26 protein-coding genes are annotated in these 21,411 nt (G+C 61.8%); all 26 read left to right on the plus strand.

The window, feature by feature from the left end:
- The first annotated feature begins 102 nt into the window (after window positions 1-102).
- The 26 genes from F8N80_RS14965 (at window position 103) to F8N80_RS15090 (ending at window position 21,398) form a co-directional block, all read left to right on the plus strand.
- A complete protein-coding gene (locus F8N80_RS14965; RefSeq protein ID WP_150784208.1) occupies window positions 103-654 on the plus strand; it encodes a terminase small subunit in 552 nt (183 codons plus the stop codon).
- A complete protein-coding gene (locus F8N80_RS14970; protein WP_150784167.1) occupies window positions 617-2,641 on the plus strand; it encodes a phage terminase large subunit family protein in 2,025 nt (674 codons plus the stop codon). Before F8N80_RS14965 ends, F8N80_RS14970 begins: the two co-directional genes overlap by 38 nt.
- Entirely contained in the window at window positions 2,632-2,844 is a 213-nt protein-coding gene (locus F8N80_RS14975; RefSeq protein ID WP_150784168.1) for a primosomal replication protein PriB/PriC domain protein, read from the plus strand. The genes F8N80_RS14970 and F8N80_RS14975 overlap by 10 nt, the downstream gene beginning before the upstream one ends.
- A complete protein-coding gene (locus tag F8N80_RS14980; protein ID WP_150784169.1) occupies window positions 2,841-4,367 on the plus strand; it encodes a phage portal protein in 1,527 nt (508 codons plus the stop codon). Before F8N80_RS14975 ends, F8N80_RS14980 begins: the two co-directional genes overlap by 4 nt.
- Window positions 4,333-6,381, plus strand: coding sequence for a ClpP-like prohead protease/major capsid protein fusion protein (locus tag F8N80_RS14985; RefSeq protein ID WP_150784170.1), 2,049 nt, complete (start codon window positions 4,333-4,335; stop codon window positions 6,379-6,381). The genes F8N80_RS14980 and F8N80_RS14985 overlap by 35 nt, the downstream gene beginning before the upstream one ends.
- Before the next feature lie 69 nt (window positions 6,382-6,450).
- Complete coding sequence (locus F8N80_RS14990) at window positions 6,451-6,765, plus strand: DUF2190 family protein (protein ID WP_150784171.1); 315 nt, start codon at window positions 6,451-6,453, stop codon at window positions 6,763-6,765.
- Window positions 6,765-7,142: a head-tail joining protein gene (locus F8N80_RS14995; protein ID WP_150784172.1), complete on the plus strand. Its 378-nt coding sequence runs from the start codon at window positions 6,765-6,767 to the stop codon at window positions 7,140-7,142. Before F8N80_RS14990 ends, F8N80_RS14995 begins: the two co-directional genes overlap by 1 nt.
- Window positions 7,117-7,674: a hypothetical protein gene (locus F8N80_RS15000; RefSeq protein WP_150784173.1), complete on the plus strand. Its 558-nt coding sequence runs from the start codon at window positions 7,117-7,119 to the stop codon at window positions 7,672-7,674. Before F8N80_RS14995 ends, F8N80_RS15000 begins: the two co-directional genes overlap by 26 nt.
- Window positions 7,674-8,273 (plus strand): phage baseplate assembly protein V, encoded by a 600-nt coding sequence (locus F8N80_RS15005; RefSeq protein ID WP_150784174.1) that lies wholly within the window; start codon window positions 7,674-7,676, stop codon window positions 8,271-8,273. The genes F8N80_RS15000 and F8N80_RS15005 overlap by 1 nt, the downstream gene beginning before the upstream one ends.
- A 55-nt stretch (window positions 8,274-8,328) precedes the next feature.
- Window positions 8,329-8,541: a hypothetical protein gene (locus F8N80_RS15010; protein ID WP_150784175.1), complete on the plus strand. Its 213-nt coding sequence runs from the start codon at window positions 8,329-8,331 to the stop codon at window positions 8,539-8,541.
- Window positions 8,542-8,546: 5 nt separating this feature from the next.
- Complete coding sequence (locus tag F8N80_RS15015) at window positions 8,547-8,873, plus strand: GPW/gp25 family protein (protein ID WP_150784176.1); 327 nt, start codon at window positions 8,547-8,549, stop codon at window positions 8,871-8,873.
- Entirely contained in the window at window positions 8,870-9,763 is an 894-nt protein-coding gene (locus F8N80_RS15020) for a baseplate assembly protein (RefSeq protein ID WP_150784177.1), read from the plus strand. Before F8N80_RS15015 ends, F8N80_RS15020 begins: the two co-directional genes overlap by 4 nt.
- Window positions 9,756-10,340: a phage tail protein I gene (locus F8N80_RS15025; protein WP_150784178.1), complete on the plus strand. Its 585-nt coding sequence runs from the start codon at window positions 9,756-9,758 to the stop codon at window positions 10,338-10,340. Before F8N80_RS15020 ends, F8N80_RS15025 begins: the two co-directional genes overlap by 8 nt.
- A 16-nt stretch (window positions 10,341-10,356) precedes the next feature.
- Window positions 10,357-11,043: a hypothetical protein gene (locus F8N80_RS15030; RefSeq protein WP_150784179.1), complete on the plus strand. Its 687-nt coding sequence runs from the start codon at window positions 10,357-10,359 to the stop codon at window positions 11,041-11,043.
- A gap of 11 nt (window positions 11,044-11,054) precedes the next feature.
- Entirely contained in the window at window positions 11,055-11,330 is a 276-nt protein-coding gene (locus F8N80_RS15035) for a hypothetical protein (protein WP_150784180.1), read from the plus strand.
- Window positions 11,327-11,566: a hypothetical protein gene (locus F8N80_RS15040; RefSeq protein ID WP_150784181.1), complete on the plus strand. Its 240-nt coding sequence runs from the start codon at window positions 11,327-11,329 to the stop codon at window positions 11,564-11,566. The genes F8N80_RS15035 and F8N80_RS15040 overlap by 4 nt, the downstream gene beginning before the upstream one ends.
- A gap of 1 nt (window position 11,567) precedes the next feature.
- Window positions 11,568-13,409, plus strand: coding sequence for a phage head spike fiber domain-containing protein (locus tag F8N80_RS15045; RefSeq protein WP_150784182.1), 1,842 nt, complete (start codon window positions 11,568-11,570; stop codon window positions 13,407-13,409).
- On the plus strand, window positions 13,406-13,675 hold the full coding sequence (locus tag F8N80_RS15050) for a hypothetical protein (protein ID WP_150784183.1): 270 nt from the start codon (window positions 13,406-13,408) through the stop codon (window positions 13,673-13,675). The genes F8N80_RS15045 and F8N80_RS15050 overlap by 4 nt, the downstream gene beginning before the upstream one ends.
- 22 nt (window positions 13,676-13,697) lie before the next feature.
- On the plus strand, window positions 13,698-15,323 hold the full coding sequence (locus tag F8N80_RS15055; RefSeq protein ID WP_150784184.1) for a phage tail-collar fiber domain-containing protein: 1,626 nt from the start codon (window positions 13,698-13,700) through the stop codon (window positions 15,321-15,323).
- Between the two features lie 9 nt (window positions 15,324-15,332).
- Window positions 15,333-15,632 carry a phage tail protein gene (locus F8N80_RS15060; protein ID WP_150784185.1) on the plus strand — a complete coding sequence of 100 codons (300 nt, stop codon included), beginning with the start codon at window positions 15,333-15,335 and terminating at the stop codon, window positions 15,630-15,632.
- A 99-nt stretch (window positions 15,633-15,731) separates the two neighbouring features.
- A complete protein-coding gene (locus F8N80_RS15065; protein WP_150784186.1) occupies window positions 15,732-16,889 on the plus strand; it encodes a phage tail sheath subtilisin-like domain-containing protein in 1,158 nt (385 codons plus the stop codon).
- A 12-nt stretch (window positions 16,890-16,901) separates the two neighbouring features.
- Window positions 16,902-17,405 (plus strand): phage major tail tube protein, encoded by a 504-nt coding sequence (locus tag F8N80_RS15070; RefSeq protein WP_150784187.1) that lies wholly within the window; start codon window positions 16,902-16,904, stop codon window positions 17,403-17,405.
- A gap of 11 nt (window positions 17,406-17,416) precedes the next feature.
- The gene (locus F8N80_RS15075; protein WP_224790690.1) at window positions 17,417-17,731 is read left to right on the plus strand and encodes a phage tail assembly protein; all 315 of its coding nucleotides are present in this window, start codon (window positions 17,417-17,419) and stop codon (window positions 17,729-17,731) included.
- Between the two features lie 132 nt (window positions 17,732-17,863).
- Window positions 17,864-20,353, plus strand: coding sequence for a phage tail tape measure protein (locus tag F8N80_RS15080; protein WP_150784188.1), 2,490 nt, complete (start codon window positions 17,864-17,866; stop codon window positions 20,351-20,353).
- 9 nt (window positions 20,354-20,362) lie between these two features.
- The gene (locus tag F8N80_RS15085) at window positions 20,363-21,217 is read left to right on the plus strand and encodes a phage tail protein (protein WP_150784189.1); all 855 of its coding nucleotides are present in this window, start codon (window positions 20,363-20,365) and stop codon (window positions 21,215-21,217) included.
- Window positions 21,192-21,398, plus strand: coding sequence for a tail protein X (locus tag F8N80_RS15090; RefSeq protein WP_150784190.1), 207 nt, complete (start codon window positions 21,192-21,194; stop codon window positions 21,396-21,398). Before F8N80_RS15085 ends, F8N80_RS15090 begins: the two co-directional genes overlap by 26 nt.
- The last annotated feature ends 13 nt before the right edge of the window (window positions 21,399-21,411 follow it).

The raw sequence follows: 21,411 nt of genomic DNA on the forward strand, positions 1-21,411 counted from the left end.
GGGTCGGGTCAAAGGTACTCCCGGCCCCCCACCCGCCTAGGGGGTAATTCGGGCCCCGCTCTTTCGCTACGTATGACCCATTTGCAGAGGTTGGTTGTTGTTATGTCTTCGAAGATCACCACGATCACGCGACAGCCGTTCTGGCTGAACAAGAAGAACATGGCCGACAGTCTCGGTATTTCGGTGCAGGCCTTTGATAAATGGGGCGTCCAGCCGGTTGCAAAGATCGGTCGTGAATCGTTCTACGACGTTCGGGCGGTGGTCGATAACCGCGTCCAGCACCAAGCCGGCAAGCAGCAACCGGGCGTCGACCTGGTCGATCCGCTCATTGGCTACAAGATCGATGTCGAGCGTCTGCGCCTGACCAAAGAGCAGGCCGACGCCCAGGCACGAAAAAACAAGGTCGGTGACAAGGAGCTGGTCCCGGTCGGATTCATGGTTTTTGCGCTGGCCAGCCTTTCTGCGCAGCTGGCCTCAACCCTCAACACCATCCACAAAAGCGTGAAGCGCAAGCATCCAGATATCAGCGTGCGCCACCTTGAGGCCGTCGAGAGCGAGATTGCCGTTACGCGTAACGCGGCTGCTGGGTTGGCTGATCGCATTCCGGAGCTTTTGGATGAGTACATCACCTCCCTGGATCAAGAGTCTGGTTGAGGCTGTCCGGCGCGGGCTCAAGAGCCTTGAAGTAGATCCGCCCATGACCGCAGTGGAATGGGCCGACGAATATTTCTACATGTCGTCTGAGTCGTCCTATGGCGAGGGCAAGTGGACCACCGAGTCGTTTCAGGTGGCGTTGCTGAACGCCATGGGTAACGACCTGGTGCACGAACTGAACCTGCCGAAGTCGGCGCGTATTGGCTACACCAAGATGTTGCTGGCGAACATCGCCTACAAGATCAAGCACAAGAAACGCAGCGTGTGCATGTGGAGCCCGACGGACGACGACGCCAAAGGCATCATGAAAAAGCACGTCGATCCGATGATCCGCGACGTGCCGGTGATCAAGGCCTTGGCGCCCTGGTACGGGAAAAAGCACAAGGACAACACCGAGGATCAAAAGACCTTCGAGAACCGCAAGGTGTTGTGGTGGCTGGGCGGTAAGGCGTCGGGCAACTACCGGGAAAAGAGCCCGGACGAAGTGGGCTACGACGAGCTGTCGAGCTTCGACGCAGACATTAACAATGAGGGCTCGCCCACCTTCCTGGGGGACAAACGCTTGGAGGGGGCGACCTTCCCGAAGTCGATTCGCGGCTCTACCCCCAAGCTTGCGGGTAGCTGTCAGATCACGCGGGCGGCCGAGGAATCGGCCTACCTGATGCGCTTTCACATCCGCTGTCCGCACTGCCGCATCGAGCAAACCCTGAAGTGGGGCGGTAAGGATGATCCGTTTGGGCTCAAGTGGTCCAAGGATGCGCTCGGCGAAGTCGACAAGGCCTGGTATCTGTGCGAGTCCGGCAATGGCTGCACCTTTGAACATTACGAGATGGTCGAGGCGTCACGCGCCGGCCGCTACATCTGCGAAAAAACCGGTGTTTGGACGCGCGACAGCATGGAGTGGTTCGGGGCGGACGACGCGCCGATCCGCACACCGCGCCGCCTAACGTTCCATATCTGGACCATTTATTCGACCTTCACCACCTGGGTGAAAATCGCCGACGAGCGAGTCAAGGCCGGTAATGACCGGGGCAAGTTAAAAACCTTCGTCAACACGACGCTTGGCGAGCCCTGGGAAGAAGACCTCACCGAGAAAGTCGACTGGGAGCAGCTGCGCGAACGTCGCGAGGTTTACGCAGCTCAGGTGCCAGCGCGTTGCGTCGCGCTGATGGGCGGTATCGACACACAGGACGATCGCTACGAATTGCGCGTGTGGGGCTTTGGCGCCGAGGAAGAATCTTGGCTGATTTACCGCCGAATCCTGACGGGTGATCCGGCCAGCACTGAGCTGTTGCGCCAAGTCGGACTGGAGCTGCACAGGCAATTCACCCGCGCCGACGGCACGAAAATGGGCGTGATGCGTTGGTGCTGGGACTCCGGCGGTCACCATTCGGAGACTGTTAAGGCTCAGAGCCGCAAGCATGGCTTGCATTGGGTGATTCCGATTTTCGGGGCCAGCACCTACGGCAAGTCGATTGCCAGCTTCCCGCGCAAGAAAGAGAAAAAGTCAAAAACCTATCTGACCGAGGTCGGCACCGACAACGCTAAAGAGGTCATTTACAACCGCCTCAAAGTTCAGCCGGACGGCAATCGTCCGGTGCCGGGGCTTATCCACTTCCCGGCCGACGACTCAATCTGTGACGACGACGAGCTTAAGCAGCTGACCAGCGAAACCAAGAAATGGATCTTGGCGAAGGGGCGGCGCGTGCTGCGCTGGGACGCCAGTAAGAAGCGTAACGAAGCGCTCGACTGCTTTGTGTATGCCCTGGCGGCGCTGCGGATCAGTCAGGAGAAATTCGGTTTGGATCTGGACCAGCTCGCCATGGAAGCCCAGTTCGTGCCCGAGTCGGGCACCTGGGAAGTGCCGGCCGCGCCGGAGCCAGAAGAATCAGAACCGCCGAATGAATCGGCGCGGCCTGAGCCCCCATCAACTCAAGCCGCCGCCGCTGGCGATTGGCATAACGTGGAAAGTAACGGATGGCTATAAACGCGCAGGAGATGCTGGATAAGTATCTGGAGGCAGAGGCCGCGATTTTGCTGGGCAAAACGACCATCTTTAACGGTCGCACCCACACAATGGCGGAGCTGCCGCAAATCCAAGCAGGACGACGCGAGTGGGAGCGCCGGGTTAACGCTCAGCAGGCCGCTGCGCGGGGCAGCCCGGGTTATGCCCTGGCTGACTTTCGTTGAACTTCCTTGATCGGTGTGTGGCGGCGGTTTCCCCCCGGGAGGGGCTGAAGCGCTTGGCCGCGCGCGACTCTATTCGGATGTATGAGGCGGCCAAGATCAGCCGCACGCACAAGGCCGAACGGCAAGCGCGCAGTGCTGACAGTTCGTTGCAGCGCGACGCCGAGTCGCTCCGTGGACAAGCCCGCAAGCTGGATGAAGATCACGACCTGGTCACCGGCATTTTTGACCGGCTGGAAGAGCGGGTAGTGGGGGGCGCGGGTATCGCGGTGGAACCATTGCCGTTGGATCACGCGGGCAACATTCACCTGGAATTTGCCTCGCAGATCAAGGACGCCTGGGCCGAGTGGTCGTTGCGGCCGGAAACCTCGGGCGAACTGACTCGGGCACAAATGGAGCGGCTGGTGTGCCGCACCTGGTTGCGCGATGGCGAGGCGTTGGCCCAGCTGCTGATGGGCAAGGTGCCGAACTTTGAACATCTGCACGCGGTGCCGTTCTCCTTGGAGCTGCTGGAGCCGGACTATCTGCCGTGGAACTACAACGACGAAGCCAATGGTATTTGCCAGGGCATCACACGCGACAGCTGGCGGCGGGTCAAAGGTTACAACCTGTTGAAGCGACACCCGGGCAGCGCCTTGGGTTTCAGCCTGTCGGTGGATACCAAGTTCGTACCGGCCGACCGGATGCTGCACATCGCGTATCGCAAGCGCCTGGGCCAGAACCGGGGCCAGCCGCTGCTGCACGCCGTGCTGACGCGCTTGGCGGACATCAAGGATTACGAGGAAAGCGAGCGGGTGGCCGCTCGGATCAGTGCCGCCCTGGCGATGTTCATCAAAAAGGGCTCGACCGATGACTACGTGGTGGCCCCGACCACGGCCGGCAAGGACGGTCAGGCCACCGGCGCCCGAAGTATTCCGATTGCCCCGGGCATGGTCTTCGATGGGCTGTTGCCCGGCGAAGACGTGGGGATGATCGAAAGCAACCGGCCGAGTCAGTTCGTGGAGAGTTTCCGCAACGGTCAGTTGCGCGCGGTGGCGGCGGGCACCCGCGTCGGTTACTCAACGGCGACCCGCAGTTACACCGGCACGTATTCAGCCCAGCGTCAGGAGCTGGTCGAGTCCCAACTGGGTTACGACCTGCTGCAGCGTGAATTCATCGACTACTGGTCGCGCAAGGTTTACCGGGCGTTTATCGAAATGGGCTTGCTCAGCGGGGTGCTGAAGCCGCCGCCCAACGTGAACATGGACTCGGTTTACAGCGCGGTTTATCAGGGGCCGGTGATGCCTTGGATCAACCCGGTGCATGAGGCCAATGCCTGGGAGTTGCTGGTCAAGGCCGGTTATGCCGATGAGGCCGAAGTGGCGCGAGCGCGTGGACGTAACCCGCAGGAACTCAAGCGGTCGCGTCAGGCGGAAATCGAAAGCAACCGGGTGAAAGGGCTGGTGTTCAGCTCCGACGCCTATCACCAGTTCTACGGGAAAGTGACCCTCAATGCAGACCTTTCAAGCACGAAAAAACAAACGTAAAGCGCCGCTGATGAAGCCGCGGGCGTCGGCTACGGCCGTGATCACGGCGGAAAACCAGCCGGTGGAAAACTGGTACTCGATGCGCGCCATGGCGCGCGGCAGTGTCGAGATTCTGCTGTATGACGAGATCGGCGGCTGGGGTATCACCGCCAAGCAATTCGCGCTGGACCTGGCGGCGTGCGGTGACGTGTCACACATCAATCTGCGCATTCATTCGCCGGGCGGTGACGTGTTCGCCGGCATGGCGATTTACAACACGCTGAAGGCCCACCCGGCCCGCCTGGACGTCTACATCGACGGCCTGGCGGCGTCGATGGCCAGCGTGATCGCGATGGCCGGTGACACGGTGTACATGCCGACCAACGCCATGATGATGATCCACAAACCCTGGGGCGCGCAGGGCGGTGATGCGGATGAAATGCGCCGTTACGCTGATTTGCTCGACAAGGTCGAAGGCACCCTGGTGCAGGCGTATGCCAGCAAGACGGGGAAAACCCCGGAAGACATTCACGCATTGCTGAAAGCTGAAACGTGGATGGATGGTCGCGAGGCGGTGGCAGCCGGTTTCGCGGATCAGTTGATTGACCCTCTGGTGGCTGCCGCTCACCTCAATTCGAAACGCATGCAGGAGTTTGAACACATGCCGGCAGCCGCCTTTAACAGCCTGATGACACCGCGTAACCAAGTGCCAGCCCCGGCGCCGGTCAATGTCTTGACGCCGGATCAGATTCGCGCGCAAATCATCGCCGAAGACGGCGAGCGTCGTACCGGCATCACCGCCGCCTTCGGTGGCTTCGCGACGGCCCATGCCGAGCTGCTGGCGACCTGCGTCAGTGACATGACCTGTACCGTGGAAAGTGCCCGGGCGAAGTTGCTGGCCAAGCTGGGCGAGGCCACGAGCCCATCGAATGTGCCGGGCCTGCATGGCCATGTCAGCAACGGCAACCTGGTCGGTGATTCGGTGCGGGCTTCGCTGGAAGCGCGGATCGGCACGGCACAAATTGAGGCCAGCAACGGCCTGAATCACATGAGCATGCGCGAGCTGGCCCGTGCCTCGCTGACCGAGCGAGGGATTATCGTGTCAACGCTCAACCCGATGCAGATGGTCGGCATGGCGTTCACTCACTCGTCCAGCGACTTCGGGCAAATTCTGTTGGATATCGCCGGCAAGTCGGTGTTGCTGGGCTGGGAAGACGCGCCGGAAACCTTCCAGCTGTGGACCAAAAAAGGCCAGTTGAGCGACTTTAAAACGTCGTCACGGGTGGGTCTGGGTGAGTTCCCGAGCTTGCGTGAAGTGCGCCCGGGCGCCGAATACAAACACATCACCTTGAGCGATCGCGGTGAGCCGATCACCCTGGCGACTTACGGTGAGCTGTTCGCGATCACTCGCCAGGCGATCATCAACGACGACCTGTCGCTGCTCAGCGATGTGCCGTACAAGATGGGTCAGGCGGCCCGCGCAACCATCGGTGACCTGGTGTATGCGGTGCTGACCACGGCGCCCAAAATGCGCGATGGCAAAGCGCTGTTTCACGCCGATCGCAAGAACTTGGCCACCGGTTCGGGAGCTGAGCTGTCGATTTCCAGCCTGATCGACGGCAAGACCGCCATGGCGTCGCAGAAAACTCAGGCGGAAGGCGGCAAGGCACGTACCTTGAACATTCGACCGGCCTACGTGCTGACCCCGGTAGCCCTGGAAGACAAGGCCAATCAGTTGATCAATTCGGCCTCGGTCCCGGGTGCGGATGTCAACTCCGGCATCATCAACCCGATCCGTGGTTTTGCCACCGTCATCGGCGAGCCGCGGCTGGATGATGCGTCGCCTACCGCGTGGTACATGGCGGCCAAGCAAGGCACCGACACGATTGAGGTCGCGTACCTGAATGGCATCGACACGCCTTATGTCGAGCAGGAAAACGGCTTCAGCGTCGACGGTGTGCGCAGCAAGGTGCGCATCGATGCCGGTGTGGCCCCGTCCGACTATCGCGGCCTGTACAAGTCCGCCGGCCAGTAATTGCCCGGTGTCCCTCGAAACCCCGCCGCGTGCGGGGTTTGTTGTTTCTGCGTTCTGGAGAATTGAACGATGGCTAAAAATTATTCGGGTGCTGGCAAATCCATTTCGATTATCTCCCCCACCGGCGGCACGACCGCCGGAGTGCCGCTGGTGATCCTGGACACGGTGATGATCCCGCTGGATACCACGGTCAAGGATCAGCTGGTCACGGTGGTGTTGGACGGTGCTTGGCGGCTGCCGGTGACGGGCGCGCTGAAAATGGGCGCCAAGGTCAGCGTGTTGGCCGGTGTGCTGGTGGCGGCCGGTACGGCCAGTTCCGTGCCCTTCGGCAAGCTGCTGACCGATGCGGTGGGCGGTTTCGCTGAAGGGTTGTTGATTCAGTAATGGCGCCCGCGTTCAGGGCACTGGCTGAGCGCATGGATCGCCTGCTGGTCGATCGCCTCGGTGATCAAGCGACCCTTGAGGATGGCACGATGATGCGCGGCGCGTTTGCGTCGCCTTTCCTTGGCGCGCAGATCGGCGCCAAGGCCAGCGGCTTTCGCCTTGGCGCAGCGGTCAACGCTGACCAGCTCGCGGAGCCGACGTTTCACGTGCGGGCGGTGGATGCCATCAAGCTGCCGCGTGGGGCGTTCGTCACCGTCGACTTGGCCGTTGAACACGGTGGCGGGCGTTATAAGGTCGTCAGGCATGAGCCGGACGGCTCGGGGATGGTTAATCTGGTATTGGGTGCAGACAATGAGCGAGACGACGATATCCAGTGAGCCCACTGCGGTGAGCGAGCTGACGGTCTTGCATGAGGCCATTGAAGTCACGTTGCGCGAGCGCATCCCGGCCTTCAGGCATGTCGAGCCCTATCCCGAGCTGAACAAGGGTATGGGCGAGCCGGCGCTGGTGTTTGCCATGACTGGCATGGCGCCTGCCCCGAACGCGGACTCTGGCACCGGCAAGACCGCCCTGAACTGTCGCTTTCAGGCGGTGATTCTGGTCGATTCAACCCGCAACCGGGCGCCGCTTCAGGCGGCCATTCTCGCCAGTCGGGTGGCCACCGTGCTGCGCGGCCAATACTGGGACGTGGACTTTGTCGAGGAACCTACTCACATCACGGTGCAGCCGGACGGCTCCACGCCGGAGCTGGTGCAGTTCTGCGTGTGGGTCGTGGAGTGGATGCAGGTGGTGCATTTCGGCGAGTTTGAGTGGCCATGGGCGGATGAGCCGCCGGGCACCCTGATGTTTGGCTTGATTCCTGATGCGTCGAGCAGTGCCGAGGAATATGTGGCACCGGAGGATCTGTAATGAGTTATGCCAACGCCGAGCACGACCGCATGCTGGCTGGCCTGGTCAAAGCCTGTTATGTGGTCGCGCTCGATCTGGCGGCCAGTCCGCCGATGTGTCGGGTGTCGGATGGCGAGTGGACCAGCGCCTGGGTGCGCTGGCACAGCCAAGCGGCCGGCAAGGCGCGGCACTGGCGAGTGCCCAGCCTGGGCGAGCAGGGCACACTGATCAGTCCCAGCGGTGACGTGTCACAAGGCGCCTTTGTGCCGGGCTTGTACGGTGATGCGGGGCCGGCGCCGGATAGCCGCGATCACGTTGAGCGCTGGCTGTTCGACGATGGCGGCTCGCTGACCTACGACTGGCAAGCCAAGCAGTACAGCATCGAGCTGCCGACCGGCACCGTGAAGATCAAGGTCGGTAGTTCGGACTTGAACGTGACGGATAACGCCGTGTTGGTGAAGTCTGGGCACATCACCCTCGACGGCCCTTCGCTGCTCAAGGGGAACGTGCAAATTGAGGGGGACGTGCTGATCACGGGCGCGTTACGCGTAACGGGCGATATCAACGGCGGCGGCGCAATCATCGACACCGCCGGCAACACGGCCAACCACCAGCACTAATCGAAACGCTTATCCAGCCCACCGCGTGTGGGCTTTTTTATGCCTGGAGAAATATATGGCTAGTAAGAACAACGCGGACGTCGCACCCGCAGCGGTACCGGTTAGCACTGTGAGCTTTCGCGACACGCTGTACACCTCGCGCACCCTGATCCTGCCGGGGCAGCGGACGCTAGCAGTGGCCAAAGGTCGCGCGATCGTCGCGGCGAATGACCTGGCCGCCTTGGATTACCTCAAGGCCCACCCTGAGTTTGAGCCGCTGGCGGAGTAAGCCCGATGATCGGAATGGATCGCCACACCGGCCAGCCCCTTTCGGGCCGGGACCATCTGCGGCAGTCCATTGCCGACATCCTGACCACGCCCCTCGGCACCCGGCGCATGCGCCCCGAATACGGCAGCAAGTTGCGGCTTTTTGTCGACCTGCCGGCCAACGCCGGCTGGAAAAGTGCCGTTCAGGCTGAAGTGGCCCGGGCGCTGGGTGCTTGGGAGCCGCGCCTGAAACTGGAGCGGGTGCGGGTCGTGTCGGTATTGAACGGACAAATCAACCTGGTGCTGACCGGTGAGTACGTGGGCAGTTCGGTGGAAATAGAGGTGTCCGCATGAGTGGTATCGACCTGTCGCAGTTGCCGGTGCCAGCGGTGATCGAGGCGCTGGATTTTGAAGCGATCTACCAAGATCTACTGGCCTACTTTCAGGGCGCGATGGGGACCGGCTGGACGGCAGTGCTGGAGTCGGACCCGATCGTCAAGGTGCTGGAGGTGTTCGCCTATCGCGAGATGATGTTGCGGGCGCGGATCAATGACGCGGCGCGCGCAGTGATGCTGGCGTACGCCGTCAAGGCTGACCTGGATCAGATTGGCGCGAACTACAACGTTCAGCGCTTGCTGATCGATGCTGGTGACAGTCAGGCGATACCGCCCAGGGCGCCGACCTATGAGCGCGATGATGACTTTCGGCGGCGTATCCAGCTGTCGCCGGAAGGCTACACCACGGCGGGCAGTGAGCAGAGCTACGTGTTCCACGGGCTGAGTGCGCACCCCGATGTCGCGGACATCAGTGTCATCAGCCCCTTGCCCGGTGCGGTCACGGTCTACGTGTTGTCGCGCGTGGGCAATGGGGAGGCGTCTGAGGAGCTGCTGGCTGCCGTGGCGGCGGCACTCAACAAAGAGCAGGTGCGGCCCATGACGGATCAGGTCACGGTGCAGTCGGCTCACATTGTGACGTACAGCATCGTCGCCGAGCTGGTGGTGCTGCCGGGCCCAGACTCGGCCGTGGTGGGTGCTGCTGCCCAAGCCGCCGCTGCGCTGTATGCCGCCAGTCAGCACCGCATGAGCCGCGATATCACCCTGTCCGGTGCCTATGCCGCGTTGCACCAGCCCGGCGTGCAGCGGGTCAACCTGGGCAGCCCGGCGGCCAACCTCACTTTGGGCGCGGGGGAGTCCGCGTACTGCACCGCGATAACCCTCACCATTGCCGGGGACACCGATGTCTAGCTTATTGCCGCTGAATGCCACTGCGCTGGAGCGCGCGGTGGCCCAAACGGGCGTGAGTGCCACTGAACTGCCGGTGATGCTGCGCGCGCTGTGGAATCCGGAAACCTGCCCGCTGAACATGTTGCCCTGGCTGGCCTGGGCCTGGTCGGTTGACGCCTGGTCGGACAGCTGGTCGGAGCGCCAAAAGCGCGACACGGTGAAGCAGGCGCTGCCGGTACAGCGGATCAAAGGCACCATCGGCGCCGTGCGCAGTGCCCTGGACGCCCTGGGCATCCCGGCCCGCGTGCAGGAATGGTTTAACCAGACGCCTCAGGGCGCGCCGTATACGTTCCGCCTGCTGCTCGACTTCGATCAGCAGCCAGTGAGTCAGAGCGGCATTCTCAAAGTGCTGGAAGTGGTCGAGGCCACCAAAAACTTGCGCAGCCATCTTGAGGCTGTGCTGCAAACCATCACCACGCGCGCCGGGCTTAACGTCGCTGTGGTCGCCTCTGTGGGCAGCGACATCACGCTGAGCAGGTATGAGGCGCCGCGCCTAATCATCAATGAGTTCGCGCTGTCACTGGACGGCCCGGTCTGACGCGCAGGAGCACTCAGTGGAACTGAAAAACTATTTCCCCCAGAACAGCGCCGGCGACTTCCTCCCAGGCGCCATGGGCTACCTGTATTTGCCTGGCACCACCACGCTTGCCAGTGGTCTGCGGGATGCCGCCGGCAATGCGCTGGGCAACCCCATCACCGCGAGCGACAAGGGCCTGCTGCAGTTTGCCGCGCCCAATGGTTTGTATGACCTGCGGGTCATAGCCCCGGGCCGCGATTACGTCTTGCGCATCCAGTGCAACGACGTGACCGAATCAATGCTGGCCGCGCAAACGGCGGCCGCCAACGCGCAAGCGGCGGCGCAGGTCGCCGAACTGGCGGCTGGCCTGGCGACGATCACCGCCATTTACGACACCTACGCCAAAGCCTATGCCGACGTCTGGACCTTGGCCGAAGGCGTGCTGGTACGCGTGCTGGCCGACGAAACCCGTGGCGGTCGGGCCAGTTGGTATCGCGCCGTTAATCCCCCAGGCGCCTCATTGTCTCTGGACTTCAAAGCCGGCGCCTATGCCCAGGCTCAAAGCCCGTTGGCCTTTGTCGCCGGCGTGGACCTGCGCCTGGTCGCCGTGCCGGCCACCGCCACCACTCTGGGCGCCCTCGGCGACTGCGCCGTGTCCGCCGAACATTTCTACTTGGCCGTGGCCAGCAACACGTGGCGGCGTGTTGCGCTGTCCACTTTTTGAAGGGTTGAATCATGATCGTACTGGCAAGCATCAGCGGCAAAACTCTGTTTGAAAGCGCGGAAATCACCCTGCCCGGGACTGGCATGGTGCAAATCTTTGTCAATGGTGTATTGGGCCCGCGCGGCCGGGTGCTTGTGCTGCGCAAGGGCGCCGATGGGGTTTTCTACGATTATCCCGAGTTGACCTTCCGCCAGCGCGCCGCAGTCGAGCTGTCCGCCGAGTTAGGTGACAAGCTCAAGATCCAGTTCTTCGATTGCCAGTCCGCCGGTATCGAGGTGCGCCAATGATCGTGCGTCCACTGGTGCGCAGCATCAGGAGGATCGTCAGGCCAATCATTTCAACGATTACCAGCGGGGCGGGCAGTTTTAAGCAAGGCGATCAGGCGGCCTCACTGGTCCTCGATTTCACCCGCAGCCTTTACGGCGTCCAGTCGGCTGACGAAACCATTGCCAACCAAATGAACCCATTGCCCAGCCTGCTGCTGGATTTTGCGGCGAACAAATACTTCGTAGGGGGTGCCTGAGATGGGGCTCGTACAAAAACAATTTGGTGAATTGATCACCTTCATGCGCGGCTCTAGTGGTGGTCGTTACAATGCCAACGGTGTGTTTGAACTGGTGCCGTTGGATCAGCCGCGCTTTGATTACGACCCGGTCACCAAGTTGATCAAAGGGCTGTTGATCGAGGAAAGCCGGACGAATTTACAAGTAGCTTCGTCTCAGTTTCACACGTGGACCCTCTTCGGTGACGCTAAGGTATACCCCAGCACTACTGTTTCGCCCGACGGGACGCTAACGGCAGCAATGGTTGAGAATACGCCAAACTCTAACAGCCAGATATCCAGAAATCCGATACTCGCTGACGGGACGTATACCAGAACCATATATCTGAAAAGTAATGGCGTTGACCCGTTTACTGTTGTCTTCGAAGGTGTGGGTGGCGGCGGTTCTGGAGGGTCCCAAACGTTCGATGTTTTGGGAAAAGCATTTGTAGGCGGGTTAGGCGCGGCCATATCGCGCAGCTTTACAGAAGTTGGTAACGGATGGATTCGGGTGTCTGTAGTCGGCGTTCAACTTTCCGGCGTTTCCACCGTTGGCGGTAAATTCTATATTGGTGCTTATGGAAACACCCCAATACAACATAGGGGGTATATGTGGGGGGCGCAGATTGAAGCGGGCTCTTTCGAGACTTCGCATAACCCAACGCCAAGTACGTTCGCTGGCCGCGCTTCGGCGGCTAGGTTATTCGACTCTAACGGCGTTCTGCAAACGGCGGCTATCAACACCGCTCGAAACAACGCGTACGGGTATGACTCGGCGGGCGTTCTTCGGCCTATCGGTTTGCTGGTTGAGGGTGCGGCGACGAACCTTCTACTCCAGTCATCGGCCTATGTTGGTGCACCGTGGCAACGGAGGGGATCTTGCACAGTTACATCCGGCGTCGGCCCAACCGCCCCTGACGGTTCGGCAGCAGGTCAATATTTGCAAGGGGTTAGTAATTCCGGCAACGATTTATTTCAACCCAATGTTCCAGTGGGGGTGGCGACCAGGTGCGAGCCTAGTATCTTCATTGCCAAGGGCACTACTACGGGAGTACTTGTACTTGGCAACGCAATGGGAGTGGGTTTAGGCCAATGGCGAGTAGATTTAGCCAAGTTGTCAACAAGTTATCAGCGAATAACAAGAAATCACCCATCCGTTACTATCGTCACTGAATTTGTCGGGGATGGCTCTGGTAATTCAGGTATTCACCTCTACAGATTTTCGGGTGATGCAACATTGGATTTCTACGCTTGGGGAGGACAGTTGGAGGTTGGCTATGACTCCACCTCCTACATCCCAACCACTACCGCTCAAGTTACCCGCGCCGCTGACGTTACTTCGTCGGTTCAAGTTACACGGGCGGCGGATGTTGCATCGGTCAATACGCTTAGCCCTTGGTTTAACGCGAGCGAGGGAACGCTGTTTGTTGAGTGGGCGACAAGTCACGACAGGGCGGAGTCGGGCATAGTCGCGATAACTAACGAAAGTGCAAATAACGCTGTATTCACCCGACAGATTGGTGGGCGAGTAGCTAGGAGTACGGTTACTTCCGACGGTCAGGTCCAAGCGGTAGGAAGTGGCCTTGGCACTGCGCCTGGTACAGTGACCAAGGGGGCTTTCGGTTTCGCTGCCAATTCGTTTGTATGGGCGGAACAGGGTTCGGTGCGATGGACTGATACGTCTGGAGTCCTCCCCGTCAACATGACGAAACTTCTACTCGGTGCGGCCTTTTCAGGCACCACGCAACTCAATGGCCATATCCGCTCCATCCGCTACTACCCCCGCCGTCTCACTGACGCAGAACTACAGGTGCTAACAGCATGAACCGAGAACATAGCGTAATTGGCCGCATCATCGACGTACCTGGCACTTACAGCGAGCAGGGCAACGAACTAACTCCACCCACTTATCAATCCGGTTGGCACGTCAACATGACTGAGTTGGTGCCTGAACTTGAACAATATCGGGTGTTCCCGGCTCAACCGTACCGCGTGTATGCAGGTGCAGAAACCGTTTTCCTGCGCTTCGCGGATGAAGGTGAGTGGCTGAACACGGCCGGCGCACTCGGCATCCTCGTGGCCGCTGAGTGAGCCGCCGCGAAAAGGATCAACCATGGCTTTTAAAACGCTGCACACCCTGTACGGCCTCACAAAACTCGCCACCGCGCAATTAACCGGCACACCGATCAACCTCACGCACATGGCGGTGGGTGACGGTAACGGCGGTCCTACTACCCCGGCGGAAACTGACACCCAATTGCAGCGTGAGCGTTATCGCGCACCGGTCAATCGGGTTTATCAGTCGCCGGACAACCCCACCCGCTTCACCGCCGAGCTGGTCCTACCGGCCGCCGTCGGAGGCTGGGTGATGCGTGAGGTCGCTATCTTTGACAGTGCCGGCGGGCTGTTTGCCGTTGGTAACCTGCCAGAAACCTACAAGCCGACGATCGAGGAGGGCGCCTTTGCCGACGCCGTGGTGCGGCTGGAGTTTGTGGTCAGCAGCGCCAGTGTGATTACCTTGCAGCTCGACCCCTATGTGGCGGTGGCGTCCCAGGCCTGGGTCATCAACAACCTTACCGCCGCGCAGATCATCCCCGGCGGTACGGTCACGCAGGTGCTGGGCAAGGCGTCTAACGCCGATGGTGATTACGTCTGGCAGGACCTCGGTTCGATAAACGTGACGGTGGATACCGTCGCCGAGAAGCAGTTGCTGGCGGCCAGTCAGACGCAAGTGGACCTGTCGCTCACCACCACCTACGGTCTGGCGGTGTACCTCGACGGTAAGCGTCTGGATATAGGCGCGGGGGTCGGTGAGTGGAAAGCCCACGCCACCATCCCCACTCGCCTGATCCTGGGCCAAAGCTACCCCGCCGGGACGCGCCTGACGCTGGTCAACAACGAACCGGCAGGCTCAGCGCCGGCGCCGCTGGAGCGTGGCCAGCACCTGGCCGATGTTATTGACAAGGCTCAAGCCCGGGCGAACCTGGATATTTTCAGCAAGGACGAAGCGCGGCAGTTGGCTCCGCCCAGTCTGATCGGCTACTTCGCGCGCACGACCGCCCCGGCCGGCTGGCTCAAGGCCAACGGCGCCGCGATTAGCCGCAGTGCCTACGCCGAACTGTATGCCGCCATCGGCACCACCCATGGCGCTGGCGATGGGTTTACCACGTTCAACTTGCCCGACCTGCGAGGCGAACATATTCGCGGCTGGGACGACGGCCGGGGTGTCGATAGCGGCCGCGTCCTGGGCAGCTGGCAAGCTGGAGCGATTCAAAGCCATGCCCACACCGGCAGCTCGGCCGATGCCGGCAGCCACGGCCACACCGGGTCGGCGCAGGCCGGCGGCAGCCACAACCACGCCGGCAGCAGTGCCGCCGCCGGTTATCACAATCACACAGCGTGGACCGATTCGCAGGGGGCACACACCCACGCCGTCAAGGAGGGTACCAATGGGCCGATCTGGCCCGGTGGCGACGTGTTGGTCTCGGGTGATGACTACACGCAGGGCATCGCTTATTACTCCAATACCCTGGCCGCCGGTGCTCACGGCCACAACGTCGGCATCGGTGCGGCTGGCGAGCACGCCCACGCCATCGGCATCGGCAACGCTGGCGAGCACGGCCACACCCTGTCGATCAACTCCGCCGGTACCCACAGTCACGGCATCACCATCGGCACCACCGGTGGTGCGGAAACCCGCGCGCGTAACCTGGCCTTTTTGGCCTGTATCAAGTTCTAAGGAGGCACCATGCAGGTTTACCAATATGACCTTGCGGGGCTGTTCGTCGGCGCGACGGTGGCCGACGAGTCCCCGCTGGAAGCGGGCGTGTTCCTTATGCCGGCGCGCTGCACCCTGTTGGAGCCGCCCCAAGGCGTGCCCGAGGGCAGTTGGCCGCGTTTCAACGGGCAGGTCTGGTGTCTGGTCAATCGGCCTGCGCCGGTGCCTCAGGCGGCACTCGACCCGGTCGCCAAGTTGACGGCGTTCCTGGCGCAGAACCCGGATGTCGCGAAGTTGGTGGAGGCGCTGAATTCCAGTCCGCCGAGCTAAGCGCAACCCCTTGCTGCACTGGGCCTCAGCCCTGAAACCCCAACTCGCCTGGTGCGAGTTTTTTTCTGTCTGGCTTTCCAATCTTCTGGAGCAATCCGCATGAGCTTTTTTCATGGTGTCACCACCACCGCCGTCGATACTGGCGCGCGCACCATTGCCTTGCCGTCGTCGTCCATCATCGGGCTGTGCGACACCTTTACCCCCGGTCCGGCGTGCGAAGCGCTGCCCAATGAGCTGAAGCTGATCACCAGTGAGCGCGAGGCCATCGCCGCCTTTGGGCCTAATTCGGCGATCACGCGGGCCTGCCAAGCCATCTACGTGCGCGCCAAGGCGGTGATCGTCGCCTGTGGCGTGGCCGTGGTGGTCGACCCCGCCGCGCAAACCTCGGCGATCATCGGCGGGGTGTTGGCCTCGGGCCAGCGCACCGGCCTGCAGGCGTTGCTCGATGGCAAGAGCAAATTCAACGCCAAGCCGCGGCTGTTGATCACGCCCAAGCACTCCGGGACCTTGGCCGTGGGCACCGCCCTGGTCGCCCTGGCTGACAAGCTGCGCGGTCTGGCCATTCTCGACGGCCCCAACACCACCGATGAAGACGCCATGGAATACGCCGAGAGCTTCGGCGCCAAGCGCGGTTTTATGGTCGATCCCGGGGTGCAGTATTGGGATACCGGCACCTCCGCCACCGTCGACGCGCCGGCCTCGGCCTGGGTCGCCGGCTTGTTCGCCTGGACCGATGCCGAGTACGGTTTTTGGGCCTCGCCGTCGAACAAGGAGTTTGTGGGTATCACCGGCACCAAGCGCCCGGTGGAGTTTCTCGACGGTGATGAAACCTGCCGAGCCAACCTGCTCAACAACGCTCTGATCGCGACCATCATTCGGGATGGCGGTTATCGCTTGTGGGGCAACCGCACGCTGTCGGCCGATCCGAAGTGGGCCTTTGTCACCCGGGTGCGAACGCTGGACATCGTGATGGACGCGATCCAGTTCGCCCACAAATGGGCCGTCGACCGCTCGATCACCAAGACCTACGTCAAGGACGTCACCGACGGCTTGGAGGCGTTCATGCGCGACCTGAAAAATCAGGGCGCGGTGGTGAACTTTGAAGTGTATGCCGACGCTGGGCTGAACACCGCCAGCCAACTGGCCCAGGGCAAGGTGTATTGGAACATCCGTTTCACCGACGTGCCGCCGGCTGAAAACCCGAATTTCCGTATTGAAGTCACTGATCAGTGGCTGACTGAAGTGCTTGACGCCTAAGGGGGCCGCTCAATGATTCCGCAAACTCTGTTCAACACCAACATGTTCGTCGATGGCATGAGCCTGGACGGCGATGTGCCGAGCCTGAGCCTGCCCAAACTCACCGTCAAAACCGAGGAGTATCGCGGTGGCGGGATGGATGCTGCGGTGGACATGGACATGGGCCTGGAAAAGCTCGAGGCCAGCTTTACCACCAACGGCATTCGCAAAGAGGTGCTGAAGTACTTCGGCGCCTTCGACCAGACCGGCTTTAACGCCTCGTTCCGAGGGGCATTCAAGGGCCAGAAGGGCGCGACCACCGGTGCGGTGGCGACCCTGCGCGGCGGTCTGCGTGAAGTCGATCCGGGCGAGTGGTCGCCGGGCGCCAAGGCCGAGTTCAAGTACGCCGTGAGCGTGACGTATTACAAGCTGGAGATCGATGGCCGGGTGATGTACGAGATCGATCCCGTCAACTCCGTGCGCGTCATTGACGGCGTGGATCAACTCGCCTCTGTGCGCACCATTTTGGGTATTTAAGGACTATGACGATGACGACTAAAGCACTGCCGAGCTGGATGGAAATCACCGAAGAAGGCGTGAGCATCAAGCTGACCAAGCCGAGCGAACTCAATCAGGTGAAGGTTGACCGCCTGCACCTGCGCTCGCCGACCGTGCGTGAACTGCGGGCGGCCACCGCGCAATCGGGTGGGGACGCCGAGAAGCGCGAAGTGATTCTGTTAGCCAGCCTGGCCGAGGTCGGGCAGGGCGATTTGGAGGGCCTGGCCGTGGTGAACTACAACCGCGTGCAGGCCGGCTATTTTCGCCTGGTCGAGGACGATGAACCTTACAAATACAACGATTAAGGCGGCAGCCAAACAGCTGGCCCGGGAATACCACTTCTCGGCCAATGAAATTGAGGCGATGCCGTTTGGTCGCATGCTGTGGTGGCTCAGGGATTGAGCCCTTCCCTCCGTTACGCGTAACAGGGCATTCCTATGGCAAACAAAATGGCGCTCGGCCTGGTGATCGGCGGGGCGGTGAGTTCGACCGTGGGCGCGGCGTTCAAGGACGTCGAAAGCCGCGTTAAGAAACTCAGCGAACAAGGCAAAAAGGCCCGGGTGCTGCAAAGCGCCATTGGCGAAACGATGCGCCTGCGCGATGAGTGGAAAAAGGCCCACGACGCCGGCGAGAAAGGCGCGTCAGCGCTGCTGGGGCGACTGGAAAAAAACCTCAATGTCCTGCGCAAAGAGGGCATCGAGGTCGGCAAGCTGGCCCGGGAATATGACCGCCTGGGTCGCGCCGGGCGCAGCGCTGAGCTGAAACTGAAGGGCCATAACCAGCTTGATCAGGGCAAGCAGCAGCTGCGCGGCGGCATAGCGCAGGCGGCGGTGGGGATGGGTTTGGCGGTGATTCCGACCAAGGTCAGCGCCGATTATCAAGCGATCATTCGCGACATTGCGATCAAGGCCGGCGTGGCCCGCTCGGCGCAAGAAGGCGAGATGTCGCGCGGCATCATCCAGACGTCGAAAGACATCGGGATGGGGCGCAACGAAGTGGCGGACGTGGTCAACCAGTTGGTCGGCGCCGGCATGGAGCTGAAGCAGGCCATGGAGTTTGCGCCGGTGGCGGCCAAGTTCGTCGTCGGCCAAGGTTCCTCCGGCGTCGACACCGCGAAGATGATCCAGGCACTGCAGAGCAACGCCAAGATCACCGATCCCAAGGTGCTGGAAAAGGCGCTGGAGGCGGTGGCCTTCCAAGGCCAGGCGGGCAGCTTCGAGGCCAGCGACATGGCGCGCTGGTTCCCGCAGTTGCTGGCGGGTATGCAGAAGCAGGGCATTACCGGCATGGACGCCGTGACGCAACTGGGTGCAATGCTCCAGGTGCAAATGAAAACCGCCGGTACCGCCGACGAGGCGGCCAACAACCTCAAGAACTGGATGGAGAAAATCGGTTCCGGCGAGGTGGTGGACGCGTACAAGAAGGCTGGCATTGATTACCAAGGCTCGATGAACACCGGCATTCAAGGAGGCATGTCGACGTTGGAGGCGAGCTTTGGCCTGGCCAAGCGGTACATCGAGGCGACGGACCCGAAAAAGGCCGCGCAGATGGCTGAGGCCACGGCCCGGATCAGCAAGGAAGCGGACCCGGAAAAAGCCAAGGCCATGCTCAACAGCCTGGAGCAGGCCCTGCGCACCGGCGATATTTTTGCCGACATGCAGGTCAAGTCGGCATTGGCCGCCTATGTGCAGAACAAGGCGCTGTATGAGCAGCTGAAAAATAAGGCCGCTGAGGCGTCGGGCATTCTCGACAAGAACCTGGGCGAGCGGCGCGACACCTCGGCGCAGAAGTGGAGTGAAACGCTGCAGGCGGGCAATGACGCCTTGCGCAGTATTGGGGATGCCATTCGCCCGGCGACCGATGCCTTGGCCGGCGGGTTGACGACCATCGCCCAAGGGATCGCCAAGGTATCGGACGAGTCGCCCAAGCTGGTGATGGGACTGACGGCACTGGCGGCTGGGGCCAGCACGGTGGTCGGTGTCCTGGGCACGCTGAAGATCGGACGCGGTCTGTCCAATCTCGCCCGGGGTGGGCTGGCGGGGCGTGGCGGCAAGGGCGGGGTGCAGGAGGTCTTTGTTACCAACGCCGGACGCGGCCTGGTCGGCGCTGGGTCGTCCCGGGGCGGCAAGGGTGGATTGGTGGCGGGATTGGTCACGGCGGGCGCCGAGGCGCTGCTGGGGCGCAAGGAGGGGGCGGCAGGTGATGGGCACGCCGGCATTGATCCGCTGGAGACGGGCCTGCAACTGCTCGATGTCATTAGCGAGGCCAAGGGCAACGGTAGTCCGCCATCCCCACCGCCGGTACCGCACACCCCATCGCCGCCGGCCGGCCGGTTGAAGACGCTGGCGACCAAGACCGGCAAGTTGGGCAAGGCCCTGCCGGGGGGCACGATATTTGAGGCTGGCCTGAAGGTCTTTGACACATACCTCTCGGCCAAAACCGACGACGAAAAGGCCGAGGGCTACGGCGGCGCGGCGGGTGGTCTGGCGGGCTCGCTGGCCGGTGCGGCGGCCGGTGCGGCGATTGGCTCTATTGTGCCGATCATTGGCACGGCAGTCGGCGGCATGGTGGGGGCGTTCCTCGGCGGCATGGGCGGTGATGCGCTCGGGGCAACATTCGGCAAGTCGCTGTTTGGCGATGCGGCGCCGGGGGATGTAGTGCGTTCAATGTCGACTAAGGAAGGCAAGCCCGAGGCCTGGAAGCCGATGATGCTCAAGCCCGAGGCCAAGGCGCCGAAGGTCGAGCAAACCTTCACGTTTCCGCTGAGCATGCCCATCACCATTGAAGGCGACGTCAAAGACCCGGCGGATTTGCTCCGGCAACTGGAGCCGATGCTGGAAGGCAAGTTCAAGGACTTCGCGCGCGACATCGGCGACGAGATGCGCCGGGCCGCTGATCGCCAGTTGTATGACAGTCCGCACGTTTAAGGAGGTGCCATGGCCTACATGGAGCAGATGCAAAGCAGCCTGAAGTTCATGGTCGCGGCCGGCGAGGCAGGGCGCAGCAGCCTGGACGGCATGATCGGCCCCATGAACGGCGCCATCGGCGATATGGGCGGCGCCGTGTCCGAACTGGAGAATTTGCCGTTCGTGGGCCAGGAGGTCGCTGCCAAATTGCAGCGGTTGATGACCGGGGTGAACGCCGCCCAGGCCAAAATTGGCTCGGTGGTCGCGGTCTACGGCGCGGCCACGCGGGCCGCGTCAGAGATTGACGGGCGGATCGGGGCGCTGCAAGAGCAGGCGGCCAAGGCGGGGGCGGCGATCAATCAACTGGCCGGCAAAGCGCTGCCGTCACTGGGCAACTTGGCTAACATTTTCCCGACCAGTGTATTGGCGACGGATGCCACGCCGGCGGTTGAGGCGGTCAAGCCGTTTCCGCACCTGCTGATCATGCAGCCGCTCAAGGCGTCCGCCGCGCCGTATTTCTTCAACCTGGACACCGCGGCCTTCGACGAGTTGCGCCGGCAGACCGCCTTTCGTTGGGCCTCGCAGGAGCGTTTGACGCGCCGGCCGGCGCAGCAGGCGGTGGGCTTGGGCGATGAAAAGATCACCCTCAAGGGCGCCATCCACCCGGGCTTTCGCGGTGGCCTGAAACAGCTCGATACGCTGCGGCGCATTGCCGCCCAGTTGCTGCCCCTGAGCTTGACCACCGGTTACGGCGATGTGCTGGGCAACTGGTGCCTGACCAACATCGAAGAAGAGCAGAGCGCCCTGTTACACGGCGGCATTCCGCGCAAGCAGTCCTTTAGCTTGGAGTTCGTCCGTTATGGCGATGATCTGCAGAACCTCTGACGGCGATCTACTCGACACCCTCTGTTATCAGCGCTACGGGCATTTAAACGGCACCGTGGAGCTGGTACTGGCGGCCAATCCCGGCTTGGCCGACGAGGTCTTACCGTTTCGTGCGGGCGTGTTGATCACCTTGCCGGACTTACCCCAGCCGGCGGAGGCGAGCGTGACCTTGTGGGATTAACCTGGAGCCTGGC

The sequence above is a fragment of the Pseudomonas fluorescens genome (assembly GCF_902497995.1).
Lineage (GTDB): Bacteria > Pseudomonadota > Gammaproteobacteria > Pseudomonadales > Pseudomonadaceae > Aquipseudomonas > Aquipseudomonas fluorescens_BK.

Excerpts from the sequence above, each read along its gene's own strand:
- F8N80_RS14965 (WP_150784208.1), top strand. The coding sequence starts at position 103 with ATGTCTTCGAAGATCACCACGATCACGCGACAGCCGTTCTGGCTGAAC.
- F8N80_RS14970 (WP_150784167.1), top strand. The coding sequence starts at position 617 with ATGAGTACATCACCTCCCTGGATCAAGAGTCTGGTTGAGGCTGTCCGG.
- F8N80_RS14975 (WP_150784168.1), top strand. The coding sequence starts at position 2,632 with ATGGCTATAAACGCGCAGGAGATGCTGGATAAGTATCTGGAGGCAGAG.
- F8N80_RS14985 (WP_150784170.1), top strand. The coding sequence starts at position 4,333 with ATGCAGACCTTTCAAGCACGAAAAAACAAACGTAAAGCGCCGCTGATG.
- F8N80_RS14990 (WP_150784171.1), top strand. The coding sequence starts at position 6,451 with ATGGCTAAAAATTATTCGGGTGCTGGCAAATCCATTTCGATTATCTCC.
- F8N80_RS14995 (WP_150784172.1), top strand. The coding sequence starts at position 6,765 with ATGGCGCCCGCGTTCAGGGCACTGGCTGAGCGCATGGATCGCCTGCTG.
- F8N80_RS15000 (WP_150784173.1), top strand. The coding sequence starts at position 7,117 with ATGAGCGAGACGACGATATCCAGTGAGCCCACTGCGGTGAGCGAGCTG.
- F8N80_RS15005 (WP_150784174.1), top strand. The coding sequence starts at position 7,674 with ATGAGTTATGCCAACGCCGAGCACGACCGCATGCTGGCTGGCCTGGTC.
- F8N80_RS15010 (WP_150784175.1), top strand. The coding sequence starts at position 8,329 with ATGGCTAGTAAGAACAACGCGGACGTCGCACCCGCAGCGGTACCGGTT.
- F8N80_RS15015 (WP_150784176.1), top strand. The coding sequence starts at position 8,547 with ATGATCGGAATGGATCGCCACACCGGCCAGCCCCTTTCGGGCCGGGAC.
- F8N80_RS15020 (WP_150784177.1), top strand. The coding sequence starts at position 8,870 with ATGAGTGGTATCGACCTGTCGCAGTTGCCGGTGCCAGCGGTGATCGAG.
- F8N80_RS15025 (WP_150784178.1), top strand. The coding sequence starts at position 9,756 with ATGTCTAGCTTATTGCCGCTGAATGCCACTGCGCTGGAGCGCGCGGTG.
- F8N80_RS15035 (WP_150784180.1), top strand. The coding sequence starts at position 11,055 with ATGATCGTACTGGCAAGCATCAGCGGCAAAACTCTGTTTGAAAGCGCG.
- F8N80_RS15040 (WP_150784181.1), top strand. The coding sequence starts at position 11,327 with ATGATCGTGCGTCCACTGGTGCGCAGCATCAGGAGGATCGTCAGGCCA.
- F8N80_RS15045 (WP_150784182.1), top strand. The coding sequence starts at position 11,568 with ATGGGGCTCGTACAAAAACAATTTGGTGAATTGATCACCTTCATGCGC.
- F8N80_RS15050 (WP_150784183.1), top strand. The coding sequence starts at position 13,406 with ATGAACCGAGAACATAGCGTAATTGGCCGCATCATCGACGTACCTGGC.
- F8N80_RS15055 (WP_150784184.1), top strand. The coding sequence starts at position 13,698 with ATGGCTTTTAAAACGCTGCACACCCTGTACGGCCTCACAAAACTCGCC.
- F8N80_RS15060 (WP_150784185.1), top strand. The coding sequence starts at position 15,333 with ATGCAGGTTTACCAATATGACCTTGCGGGGCTGTTCGTCGGCGCGACG.
- F8N80_RS15065 (WP_150784186.1), top strand. The coding sequence starts at position 15,732 with ATGAGCTTTTTTCATGGTGTCACCACCACCGCCGTCGATACTGGCGCG.
- F8N80_RS15070 (WP_150784187.1), top strand. The coding sequence starts at position 16,902 with ATGATTCCGCAAACTCTGTTCAACACCAACATGTTCGTCGATGGCATG.
- F8N80_RS15075 (WP_224790690.1), top strand. The coding sequence starts at position 17,417 with ATGACGACTAAAGCACTGCCGAGCTGGATGGAAATCACCGAAGAAGGC.
- F8N80_RS15080 (WP_150784188.1), top strand. The coding sequence starts at position 17,864 with ATGGCAAACAAAATGGCGCTCGGCCTGGTGATCGGCGGGGCGGTGAGT.
- F8N80_RS15085 (WP_150784189.1), top strand. The coding sequence starts at position 20,363 with ATGGCCTACATGGAGCAGATGCAAAGCAGCCTGAAGTTCATGGTCGCG.
- F8N80_RS15090 (WP_150784190.1), top strand. The coding sequence starts at position 21,192 with ATGGCGATGATCTGCAGAACCTCTGACGGCGATCTACTCGACACCCTC.